The sequence below is a fragment of the Leptospira broomii serovar Hurstbridge str. 5399 genome, assembly GCF_000243715.2.
GTDB classification, from domain to species: domain Bacteria; phylum Spirochaetota; class Leptospiria; order Leptospirales; family Leptospiraceae; genus Leptospira_B; species Leptospira_B broomii.
In genome coordinates this window covers 430259-442416 of record NZ_AHMO02000011.1, presented here as the reverse complement: position 1 = coordinate 442416, position 12158 = coordinate 430259, and the positions used below count along the sequence as shown (strand labels likewise).

At 43.3% G+C, this 12158-nt stretch carries 9 protein-coding genes; 5 read left to right on the top strand and 4 right to left on the bottom strand.

Features of this window, described 5'->3' with window-relative positions:
• Nucleotides 1-8: 8 nt before the first annotated feature.
• The gene (locus LEP1GSC050_RS19415) at nucleotides 9-308 is read right to left on the bottom strand and encodes a hypothetical protein (protein WP_010570016.1); all 300 of its coding nucleotides are present in this window, start codon (nucleotides 306-308) and stop codon (nucleotides 9-11) included.
• A 4-nt stretch (nucleotides 309-312) separates the two neighbouring features.
• On the bottom strand, nucleotides 313-1548 hold the full coding sequence (locus LEP1GSC050_RS19410) for a DUF445 domain-containing protein (protein ID WP_010570015.1): 1236 nt from the start codon (nucleotides 1546-1548) through the stop codon (nucleotides 313-315).
• A 197-nt stretch (nucleotides 1549-1745) separates the two neighbouring features.
• Between LEP1GSC050_RS19410 and LEP1GSC050_RS19405 the strand changes: the two genes are divergently transcribed.
• The 3 genes from LEP1GSC050_RS19405 (at nucleotide 1746) to LEP1GSC050_RS19395 (ending at nucleotide 4968) form a co-directional block, all read left to right on the top strand.
• Nucleotides 1746-3371: a sensor histidine kinase gene (locus LEP1GSC050_RS19405; protein WP_010570014.1), complete on the top strand. Its 1626-nt coding sequence runs from the start codon at nucleotides 1746-1748 to the stop codon at nucleotides 3369-3371.
• A 186-nt stretch (nucleotides 3372-3557) separates the two neighbouring features.
• A complete protein-coding gene (locus LEP1GSC050_RS19400; protein ID WP_010570013.1) occupies nucleotides 3558-4031 on the top strand; it encodes a cyclic nucleotide-binding domain-containing protein in 474 nt (157 codons plus the stop codon).
• A 22-nt stretch (nucleotides 4032-4053) separates the two neighbouring features.
• Entirely contained in the window at nucleotides 4054-4968 is a 915-nt protein-coding gene (locus LEP1GSC050_RS19395; protein ID WP_010570012.1) for an alpha/beta fold hydrolase, read from the top strand.
• Here the strand turns inward: LEP1GSC050_RS19395 and LEP1GSC050_RS19390 are convergent.
• Nucleotides 4944-5366, bottom strand: coding sequence for a response regulator (locus LEP1GSC050_RS19390; protein ID WP_010570011.1), 423 nt, complete (start codon nucleotides 5364-5366; stop codon nucleotides 4944-4946). The genes LEP1GSC050_RS19395 and LEP1GSC050_RS19390 overlap by 25 nt on opposite strands.
• Nucleotides 5367-5494: 128 nt before the next feature.
• On the opposite strand from LEP1GSC050_RS19390, the gene LEP1GSC050_RS19385 reads away from it, so the two are divergent.
• The gene (locus LEP1GSC050_RS19385) at nucleotides 5495-7855 is read left to right on the top strand and encodes a PAS domain-containing sensor histidine kinase (protein WP_020987923.1); all 2361 of its coding nucleotides are present in this window, start codon (nucleotides 5495-5497) and stop codon (nucleotides 7853-7855) included.
• A gap of 50 nt (nucleotides 7856-7905) precedes the next feature.
• Nucleotides 7906-9783: an ABC-F family ATP-binding cassette domain-containing protein gene (locus LEP1GSC050_RS19380; RefSeq protein ID WP_040912011.1), complete on the top strand. Its 1878-nt coding sequence runs from the start codon at nucleotides 7906-7908 to the stop codon at nucleotides 9781-9783.
• Here LEP1GSC050_RS19380 and LEP1GSC050_RS20900 read toward each other — a convergent pair.
• Nucleotides 9780-12107, bottom strand: coding sequence for a hypothetical protein (locus LEP1GSC050_RS20900; protein ID WP_156896036.1), 2328 nt, complete (start codon nucleotides 12105-12107; stop codon nucleotides 9780-9782). The two genes, LEP1GSC050_RS19380 and LEP1GSC050_RS20900, sit on opposite strands and share 4 nt — an antisense overlap.
• Nucleotides 12108-12158: the final 51 nt, after the last annotated feature.

Here is a 12158-nt window from a genome sequence, read left to right as displayed (position 1 = left end):
TGTAATAATCATGAAATATCCGCACCGAGTCGGCGCAGAATATTTCCTAGATTCTTTTCCATCTCTCCTCGAAAGGCCTGATGAAGTAAAGCGATCTTTTCTTTACGTCTGGTGGCGGAAAAACCTTCGCCGACTCTTTCCAATTTGTACCAAATCCGAGATTCCCCTAGTCCGGAAAATCGGATGCAAAAATCATCCCCTTCCAGGTCGAAGCTAGTCAGAGTCCCTAACTCTCCGGCGGCGACCGCCTTTCTCAGCTTTCTGAGAAAACTTTCAGGATCCTGTTCTTTGACTCGAATTTCTTTCATACGATTAAGCGACGTAGAGCATGTAGAGTCCCTGGAAGAGACCTACGATCGCACCTAACACGGAGCCGATCAGAATCAATACGTATTCGTCTTCCTGGAATGCTGAACGAAGGATAGGCTCGAACTCTTCCGGAGGGAGATCTTTCATTCTCTTGAACATATTATTCTCTATGCTCATTGCTCGACCCATATAACTTTCTAATTTGCTGGAGCTATTCGCCAGAGTATCACTCACATTACGAATCACCTCTTTCTTAGTAGTTTCAAAATCGGAGTCTTCGCCTTTGCCGTCGTCGGAATCTAAATTTCCGTTTAAATGTAATTTATGAGCGGCAGTTACGGCTTCCTCTTGAATGGTTTCTACTAAAGTTCTCGCAGCTCTTTTGTAGAGGATTTCCTCCAGAACGTTTCTTGCGGTCAATACCTGCGTTGCGAACACGTTCGAATACTTTCGAGATACTTCTTCCTGCCTAGCTAAAAAGAGCCCACGGTATTTGATCGGGCCGAAGCGTTTCTCGTACAAAGGCCGGAAGATCATGGTCAAAGCGACCCAGTTCGTAATATATCCTACAATGATCCCTTGGATGGGAAGAGTCCACCAAACGGGGAAGAATTCCCAAAGAACGGCTTGAAGGATTCCTAAAGCCCCCCCAAGATACCAACCGCATCTTTCTATGAAAGTAAATTCCTTTGAACCTACCTCCTCGAAGATATCCACAATCCTTTTTACATTCGGACCCGTGAGCTTGCGAAGAACTAAAGATCGGAAATTAAAAACGGAGGAGACATTTTCCTTAACCTGAACCATGATATTCCTCACGGTATGAGCGCATTTTTCCTGAACGGCGTTTATGATTTCCTGTTCATGGCCGTTTTCGAGATGTTTCCGCATATCCGGATTGATATGATGAATGATTTCCTTTGTGGCAGAAGGCACCAAACCGTCTAGAACAGGCTGAAATTCCTTTTCAAGTTGCTCAGGATCTACTTTCGAAAAAAAATCCTCTACTTTGATCAATCTCTCGGTCATAATATTCACGGATTTTAGAGCCAGCTTTTGGGCTTTCTTCGGAACGATTCCTTGCCATCCTAGATAAGGCGGGATTCCGACGAATTCTAGAGGATAGAAGGTCATCTTCAGTGCGACTACGTTAGTAAACCACCCGACGAATCCATAGGTGAATGGCATCATGATAATGCCGATTAGCTCTTTATTTTGGCTGAAGAAGGATAAATCCATGTTTTCAATTCCTGTAGCGACCGCTATAATAGCGGACTCTTTTGCAAAGTCCCGTTCGAGGGAATGGGCTGCAAGTTCTTTTTCTGAAATTCCCCGAAGTAAAAACTTTTCTAAAAAAGGCTATCGGTGAAACTACTCTCTCTTAGGAATATGTTGTTCTTTCCAGCTTCCCAAGATTTACTCGCGTTCTTTTCTTCATGAATCAATGGATTATTCTGCACAGTTTGGAAGGTCTCATTCTTGCGATGAACCTGCCCGAAGCCCGATGGAAAGGGAAAACGATGGAAGATTTATTCGATGGCGCTGAAGCGGTTATAGGGGAATCCGGAAGCGCGACTTTACGTTGTAAACCCGAGTTTGTATCCATGACTTCGATCGAGTCGGATATGGTCGCAAAATGGAAGAGAATACAGGATCAATATTGGTTGGAACTTACTACCGCGTCCGATTCCGAGGCATATCCGGAAAATTTGCTCAAAGAACTATTTTCCAATGACTTTCCCTTTCGCCAAGTCTTTGAAACGAATCAAGCCATCAAATGGATTTTGGATCCCGAGACCGGCAAGATCGTTTATGCAAACGAAGCAGCGAGCCTTTTTTACGGGTATTCGAGAGAAGAACTCTTGAGTATGAAAATTACCGACATTAATATCCTCTCCCAAGAGTTGGTTTACGAGGCGGTGCATGGCGCCGCATTAGAGTCGCGTCACTATTCTTTATTCAAGCATCGATTGAAAAACGGCGAGATCAGGGAAATGGAGATATATACGGGCCCGATTCGGCTGAACGATAAGGTATTGGTTTTTTCGATACTTTATGATGTTACGGACCGAGTGGAGGCGGTAAAAAAGCTGGAGGAAAGCGAAAAGAAATATCGATCCATCGTTGAAAATGCGTCCGACGCGATCGTCATCACCGATCGAGGGGCTCGGCTACTTGAAGTAAATCGGCGTTTTGAAGAATTGTTGAATTATTCGAAAGAAGAACTTCTTTCATTCACGTTAGAGCACGTATTGGATTCGAATAGTTGGCAGGAGACATTGAAGATTATGCCTAATTTGATTGTAGGTAAGCCGGTTACCTTGCAAAGAAAGTTTAAATCTAAAGAGGGAATTCTTATCGATTGCGAAGTCAATGCAGTCTTATTGGATTCCGACAAAGCAATGGGAATCGTTCGAGACGTTACCGAACGAAATCGGATCACCAAGGAGTTGGAAAAATCACTCGCGGAAAAAGAGGTCATGCTCCGGGAAATTCACCATCGGGTGAAAAACAATCTGCAGGTTATCGCAAGCTTACTCGGTCTACAATATGAAAATTACGAGGATCCGACATTAAGGAGCGTATTGTTAGAAAGTGAAAGTCGGGTAAAGTCCATGGCGTTAGTACACTCCGATTTGTACCGATCCGATAATTTTACGGATGTCGATTTAAAGAATTACTTCGGCTCTCTTTCTTTCAATTTGATTCGGACGTACGAAGCGTCGCAGAGAATCATGTTGGATCTCGAGATTCTTCCTTCGAAAGTAACGGTAGAAAAGGCCATACCGTTAGGATTGATCTTAAATGAGCTTTTAACAAATTCCATTAAATATGGATTTCCGGGAGATCATACCGGAAAAATCAGGATTCGACTCGAAACGGACGAGCACGGATTACTACTAAAGTACGAAGACAACGGTTTTTCCTACGATCGTAACTTCTTGGAAAAATCGGGTTCGATCGGTTTGCAATTAATCGATATCTTGACGAGACAATTACGTGCAAAGTCGGACTTTAAAACGGATGATGGGATAAAGTTTACGCTTCGGATTCCGGAATGAAATCCCATCGTTCCCGTTAATAGTGAAACCGCTTTAGGCGTATTTTTCGGACGTTTTTATTCCTATTGAAATTTCCGAACGCTTCGGAGATGAAATTCGGATGGCTGAATTCTCGGTAGTCGACCAGGAAAGTAGCTTGAAGGTTTTTTTCCGGAAGCCAGACTCGGTTTTTCATAAGGAAATTCTATGCAACATTCAATCGAAGAAATTCTGCAAGGCATTTATCTTTTTTCCAGCTTCTCCAAGGACGATCTCTCTAAGCTTGCTGAAAAAACAAAATACAAGGTTCTAGAGCAGGGCGAATCGGTGTATCAAGAGGGAAACGAAGCAAAGGCATTTTACGTCGTTATGTACGGAACTCTTAAAATTATAACTTCGACCGAAAAAGGAACCGACGTAAATGTGACCACGATTGCGACGGGAGATCATTTTGGAGAGTTTCCATTTTTGGACCAAGGGAAGCGTGCAGGAACGGTAGAAGCGATGGAACGTTGCGAATTGCTGGAAATTCCTTTTGAGCATCTCCAAAAAACTTTGGATGAAGATAAGGAATTGGCGCTAAAATTCTATAAAAGCATTACTACTTACCTTGTAAAAAGGATGAGACTACTCACGCACGATCTCGCTTATGCCAGAGAACTTAAAAAACGTTATTCTTAAAATTTAGCCGCGAGAAACCCCGATGAAAACCGCTTTGACCCGTATCGTTCTTCCGTTTTTGTTATTTAGCTTAACATTCGTTTCTTGCTCGGGAACGCTAGTCCGATTCGGATTCGGATATGAGCGTTGGAAGTCTAACGTCGAGAAGAAGGAGCTAAAACAAGCTCCCTGGAATTGGGTTTACTTGGAAGGTGGAAGCGGCAAAGAAAAAATTCTAATGGTCCACGGCTTCGGCGGAGATAAGGACAATTGGACTAGGTTTGCCGGAGGGTTAACCAAGAAATACGACATTATCGCCGTGGATTTGCCCGGCTTCGGAGAGAACGAAAAATTAACCGACCAAGGATATTCGATCGATCAACAAGTGGAGCGATTGGATCAATTTACGAAGGCAATCGGTTGGGATAAATTTCATATAGTCGGAAATTCCATGGGCGGATGCATTTCCGGAGTTTTTGCCGCTAAACACCCCGAAAAAATCCTTTCTCTCGGATTATTTGCTCCAAGCGGAATCAATAGCCCGATAAAAAGCGAGCTCTCCAAAAATATGGAGAATGGGAAAAATAATCTCATCGTCACCAACGCGGACGAGTTCGAAGAATTGATGAAGTTCGTATTCGTAAATCCGCCTAAGGTTCCTTCGATTCTAAAAGGGTATTTTGCGGAAAGAGCGGTTAAAAACGCCGAGTTTAATAAAATCGTATTTAAGGATATTCGCAAGGGATTTCCACTTCAAGAAAATATGAAATCGATAAAATCGAAGACATTAATTCTTTGGGGGGATACTGACCGTGTTCTTAGCGTATCCGGAGCGGAAGTATTGGAAAAAGGAATATCCCATTCTGCGAAGGTGATTTTAAAGGATGTCGGACATGTTCCTATGTTGGAAAAACCGGTTGAAGTTGCTAATATCTATTTGGATTTTCTTACGAAATAATCATCTATAGAATTGCGAATATCTTCTAATTTATAAGGCTTTGAAATGAAGGAGTCCATTCCGGATTCCAGATACTCTTCGAATTCATCCGCTAAGGACATTGCAGTTAAAGCGACTATCCATGGAGGTTCCGCAGATTCTTTGAATTCCTCCCGCAATCTTCGAGCGGTTTCGAATCCACCCAATTCCGGCATAATGAGGTCTAGATAGATGATATCGTATTTACTTCGACGAATTGCGGTTAATACTTCCAGTCCGTTATTTACGATTTCGACTTCGTACCCTGATTTCTGAAACATTCTTTTTGCAATGATCTGGTTGATATGATCGTCTTCGGCAATGAGAATTCTAATCGTTTGAATCGTCGTTGAAGTTCCGTTTCCCTGAGTTGGATTCATACTTTGTTTAGTGCAGTAATTGAATTTGCTTCCCCACAAATCTCTTTTTCAATTTGGAATAGAACACATTCTTTCTATATAGGACGCCGTTATCTTCCCCTTTGCGAGAATTAAGTAATGTCTAAACTATGGAATATTACACCTCAAATTGTGCATATTCGCTAAGCGTTGCAAAAATCAATCGAGGAAATAGGGGAGGATTTAGTAACCTGGCCAGAATGGAAGGGCGAAAGCTTTTACGCTCTCTTGGAATTAAAATGACGTTTGCTTGGCTTCGAAACTGGTCTACGAAACGTTTCTTTGGAAAAGAATCCTACGAGGAGATGCGCTCCTTTTTACCGGAAGTCACTTACGATTTTATTTATCGTTTGGATGTATCGGATGATTATCAATTTCAAGTCGGTTGGGCGAATGAAAGTTTTTGGCGGTTCTTCGGAAAAAAACCGTTCAATAAAAAAAATAGGCTTCCGATCGACCGTTTATTAAACGTTCATCCCGAAGATAAGGGGTTAGTTTCCGACAAGGTCAAGACTCTCCTCACCGGAAAACCGTCAGTTCAAGAATATAGAATTTTAAACGAAAAAGGAGAGATACTTTGGATTCGTGATCATGGAAAACCGATCCTAAATCCGGAAACTCGCCGGGTGATTCAAATTTACGGGTCCATTCAAGATATCACTTTACGAAAGAAAAATGAAATCATACTTCGAGACCAATTGGACTATATTCAGATTTTATTGGATAGTACGGACGAATGGGTTATCCAATTAAATCAGATAGGTCTCATTCAATACGTAAATTCCTCCGGTAGACAAGAAGTCAAAAACCAATTCGGATTATCTCTCCATAAAGGAATTAATCTTTCTTCTTTGCTTTCCCCGGAACACCGGGAGATATTCAATTCGCAACTCGAGAAAGCCTTTGCCGGAGAAAAAGGAAAATGGCATTTTAGTCGATTGTTTCCGACTGAAATGAATTCCGAATTGGAAGTTTCGTTCGCACCTTTACAGAAGGAAGGTATGATAAAAGAAGCCGTCATTTTTTTAAAGGACGTGACTTTGAGAACGGTCTGGGAGACCGCCTTGTTAGCGAGCGAAGAAAAATATCGGAAATTGGTGGAAGTATGCCCTGACGGAATCGGGCTCCATTCCGAAGGAAAATTACTTTATTTGAATGAAGCGGGCTTGCGAATATTAGGATATTCATCCTTGGAGGAAATAGAAGGCAGATCGGTTTTCGATTTCGTTCATCCCGATTCTCAAAAAGTGGTTTCGGATAGAATGCTACGTGCTCTTAAATTTGAAATGCCGTTGGCCCCCATCGAAGAGAAATTTCTCATGAAAGACGGCAGCGAGATCCAGGTCGAAGTCACCGGCATCGCATTTCAACAGAGAGACAGTAAGTTTATGCAGGTCATTTTTCGGGATATCTCCGAACGAAAAAAGGCACAGCAAGAACTGCAAGAATTGCGAAAAAAAATCATGTTAGCCAATGATAGACTTCGGGCAATAATTGAAGGCGTAAAAGATTCTATTTGTGCAGTCGATATGGATATGCGGGTGATGGCATGCAATAGTTCTTTCGAACTTTTGGTCTGGAAACTTTATGGAAAGAGGATCAGCGAAGGAGATCGTATTTCCGAAGTTTTTTTGACCGATCCTAAAGAACGGAATACGATCATAGAAAATTGGAGTCGCGCCTTACGGGGAGAAGTATTTAGGGTCGAACGAAGAATTTCCGGCCTAGTGAACGAAAATATCGTTCTTGAAATAAACTATAGTTCTATCAGGGATTTTAGCCATAATTTAATAGGGGCCGCGCAGGTTATTCGTGACGTAACCGAGCGTTATCAATACGAAGAAACTTTACGGAGGTCGCTCACTGATAAGGAAGTGATGCTTAAGGAAATTCACCATAGGGTAAAAAATAATCTGCAGGTCGTTTCAAGTCTACTAAGCCTGCAAACCGAATTTACGGACGATCCGAAACTGGTTTCGATTATTAAGGAATGCGAACGACGTATTCAATCGATGGCGCTCATACATAAAGAGTTATATCAAAACGAATCGATTGCGGACGCGGATTTTCAGGAATACCTTAATAATCTTTTAGTTGCGCTGGTTCAGTCGTTCGGTGCGAGTCGTAAGGTCAAATACGCCGTCGAATCGGATGAATTGAAATTAAATTTAGATTTTGCGATTCCATTAGCTCTGGTGCTAAACGAGCTTGTTTCAAACAGCTTGAAATATGCCTTTCCCGGAGAAAGAACCGGAAATATCAATATAGGAATTGCCCGAACCGCAAGAACTTTAATTATCGAAGTTAAGGACGACGGAATCGGCCTGCCTACCGGGTTCAATATCAAAGAATCGGAAAGTCTCGGTCTGCAACTGGTAGGAATGTTGCTCGGAAAGCTTAAGGCGGATTGGAATTTGGTCCCGTCAGACACCGGCGTTCATTATCGAATAGAGCTCCCCGATCTTACATAGATCGGTAAAAGGGTTGCTTGCCCGGTATCTATAGAAAGCTTGTAGAGTTAGTGAACTTAATTTCTGTCGATCGCATCTCTAAAACCATCGGTGAAAAGAGTCTATTTCGAGACGTCAGCTTCGGCATTGACGAGGGGGAAAAAACCGGTCTTCTCGGAATTAACGGCTCCGGGAAGTCGACACTCCTGCGTATTCTCTTAGGAACGGAAGAACCCGATCAGGGAAAAGTAATCCGAAATCGGATTTTGAAAATTTCCTACCTCCCGCAGTTTCCTTCTTACGATTCCAATTACACGATCTTAGAGCATATACTCTCCGGAGTCGGTCCGTTAATGGAGACCATCCGTCGATACGAAAATGCCTGCATCTTGCTCGAAAAAGGGGGAACCGAGGCTGAAAAAGAATATCAGGAAGCAATGGCGGAGATGGATTTGAAAGAAGCGTGGGGGCTTGAATCGGATTTAAAGAATCTGTTAAGAGAATTAAATATTCCTGATTTTTCAAGAAGAATGGGCGAGTTATCCGGCGGAATGGTAAAAAAAGTCGCCTTGGCCCAGGCTTTAACGGAAGAATCTAATCTTTTGGTACTGGACGAGCCGACCAATCATTTGGACATAGATGCAATTCTATGGTTACAGGATTATTTGAAAGAGACTAAAAAAGCCGTTTTATTGGTGACCCATGATCGTTATTTCCTGGAGGAAGTCGCCGGAAGAATTCTCGAAATCGAGAGAGGGACGTTTAGAATTTTTCCGGGAAACTATGATCTGTATCTGGAAAAGAAAGTAGAGATGCAGATCGTAGAGGAAAAAGAGGAAGTCAAACGTAAATCGTTTTTACGAACGGAGCTGGAGTGGCTGAAACGGCAACCGAAGGCTCGAGGCACTAAGCAAAAGGCGAGAACCGACAGAGTATTGGAAGTCTTGGATCGTAAGAAAAGCGGGAAAGACATTGTTTTGGATATTTCGGTGTCAGGAAGGCGGTTAGGTGGAAAAATATTAGAACTTAAAAATATTAAGAAATCCTATTCTTCCTCTCTTATCGGAGGTTTTTCCTACATCTTTAAAAGTCGAGAGCGCATCGGAGTCGTTGGTCCGAATGGGGCGGGGAAAACTACTTTTTTGAATATAGTGACCGGTAGGGAAAAGCCGGATTCAGGGGACGTATCTTCGGGAGTAAATACTACGTTCGGATATTTTGATCAGCTTACTCGCGATTTACCCGGCGATAAAAGAGTCTTGGATTATCTAAAAGAGGAAGTAGCTCCTACAGTTAGAATGGTGGACGGATCCTTATGGTCGGCGTCTCAATTCTTGGAAAGGTTCCTGTTCCCGCCTCAACTGCAAATGACAAAGATCGAAAGACTTTCCGGCGGGGAAAAAAGAAGACTGTATCTTGTCGTTCTATTGATGAAGAATCCTAATTTTCTCGTTCTTGACGAACCTACTAACGACTTGGATATTCCCACTCTTTCGGTCTTGGAGGATTTTTTACAGGATTTTCCCGGTGTGGTCTTGGTGGTGTCGCACGACCGCTATTTTATGGATAGGGTTGTCGATTATATATTTATAATGGACGGAAAGGGAAATATCGAAAGGTTCCCCGGAAACTATTCGGAATATCTCGAGTATAAATTTTATCGAGAAAGAAATCCGGAAGGCGAGGAACAAAAGCCTGTGATTTCTTCCAAAGACTCGTCATCCTTAAAAAAGAAAGGGCTCGGTTATCAAGACAAGCGCAAGCTAGAAATGCTGGAAAAGGAGATCGCTGAGTTGGAGTCGGAAGAACGAATTCTCGTCGAGACGTTGCAGTCAGGAACCGCATCTCCGGAAAAGGCAAAGATCTCCGGAGAAAGATTAACGACAATCCAAGAAGAGCTTGTCCGGAAAGTCGAACAATGGGAAGACCTGGCTTCAAAGGAAGTCTAGAGGCAATTCGAATTTAGTTCAAAAGCTCCGACGGATACGGCATTCGAACCTAACGGCTGTAGGATATATGGTGTCGTGGTTCTGGTGGTTAAAGCGAGGTCCGTATTGAATAAAGGTAGATATGCTGCAGGAATCGTAGGTGTAACTCCCCCATACATCGAAGTGCAGGGCATTGTTGACGAAGAAGGAGTTCCGAGCGCGCCGGGTGATTTCGGGAAGAAAACGAAATCTTCGGATGCGGTGGCTATAAAATTCGGGTTTGCGTTATACGAATTGGTGAAATTACCTGTAGGCGGAAGTGTAGGCGCCGAACAAATAGTCGATGAAAGGGTAAAAGTACTGCAAACGGAATATTGCGCTCCTCCGATGATAGCAGGAATGTTAGTATAGAAATTATTACCTCGTACTATCGATCCTGCTCCAGGCAAATTTCCGATCGCTAATCCCACTCCGTTACTGGGAAGAGATCCTGATTGTCCGAATATTTGATTGTTATAAATGCTGTACGGAAGTCCAGCGAGACTTTGGGCTATGATTCCGGTAGCATTGCCCAACGCACCCGACGTAGCATTTCCAAGGTAAATACTATTATTAAAGATATATAAATTCGTCGGATCCGCAGAACTCGTAGCCTGAATTCCGTAAGAGATAACCGGAAGAATCGCCGCTTGGTTCAAATATTGGATTCCGTTAATTTCATTATTGGTGATCGCAGAGACATTCGCCGCAGTGAAGTTTTGGACAATTACTCCCGAGCTATAGCCGGTCGGAGCTGATTGCATTCCATTGATCCGATTATAAGCTAAAACTACCGAGGAACTATCGATTACGACGCCGGCAGATATATTTCTTCCGGAACCTCCGTAGATGTAATTGAATCCGACCAAGACGTTTGCGCTGGACGTTATATAGATTCCGACTTTTCCTCCTAAAGCTGCATTAGCACTTGCTTGGCCACCGTCCAAAACATTCCCACCGATTCGTATCTGCCCGGGACCTGCAGTCCCTCCGATGAGAATTGCGGCGGAAGCGTCCGCATTTGGTAATGCTTTTACGACAAACCCGCTAAATTGAACGAAGTCTGAGGCCAAAGTTAGGGCGGCGGTAGTTATAAGAACCGGAGTGCAAATACTTCCGGGATAAGCCCCCGCACAAGCTTGATTGTCTGAAATAATTGAAGGATTGTTTTTTACGTCCTGAACGGTAAAGGTCGCATCATAGCTGCCTAAGACGGAAGTTTTAGCATTTAATACGATCTGATCGGTAGCGGTTACGGTGATAGGATAGGTCGATCCTCCTTGTACCAGGACGTAGCATACCGTGCCGGTTGCGTTGCAGGCGTTGACCCCTCTTTGAATGGTTCTGCATTCAGTGGAGATCGAATTACAGTTATTTAAATCGTTTCCTCCCGTAAATGAAACGTACATAACGTTTGAAGTGACGTTAAAGTTGTACCAAACTCCTGTCGGATTCACTACGGAATTTCCTGCTCCGTCCTTGCAACCGGTTAAGTTCACGAAGACTTGCCCGGCGCTGATTCCCCAGTAAGCGGCGGGACCTGGCGTTAGCTGAATCATATCGTCGTTTGGCGCCGCTAATGTGGTAATGGTGACGTTTCCTGATCCTATATTCGTTCTTCCGGCAATAGTTGCGGCGCCGTTGATAACGCAGGAATTAATACCGTGAGAGGAAAATTTAATAAATGCGGAACTGGATTGGGGAACTAGCATGGAATTGGGAGAAAATGCGATCGCACTCAGACAGTTTATGTTAATTGTAAACGCGCTGTTTGGCATCGTTCCGGGGTTCGGTATTGTTGTGACGGCGCAATTATGCCCGGTAGGCGCCGATAGGATTTGAACATTATATGCGTTACCGGCTCCTACTTGATTTGCGAAGATTTGGGTTCCGTTTCCCGTAAAGGAAAGAGTATCGGTGGAATTTTGAATTAATAGAGTAGAAGTATTACCCGAGGCAATTCCTACAACGGTGACGTTCAAATTATTGAAGGCCTGGGCGCATTGTATTACGATTAACGTAGACGGATAAGTGATAGGTCCATTCGGGTTATTGATCCGACATGACAAATTGCTAGCCACGGGAGGCCCTGATACGATCTGCACATTGTACGAATTTATGGCAGCGACCGCAGTCGGAAATGTCAGCGTACCGTCAGAGTTGAAGGTCAGCGATTCATTTAGACTATTGCTTACGACTAAAGCATTTCCTCCCAACCCGGTAACTTGGACGTTTACCGGAACAGGAGTCGTCGATACGGCCGACGCAGAACTAAACGTGAGAAAATCCATTACTGAACCTTGCACTGGCTTTTTATAACAGTCCGTAAAAAAGACCGAAAACAATAAGATTAAAGC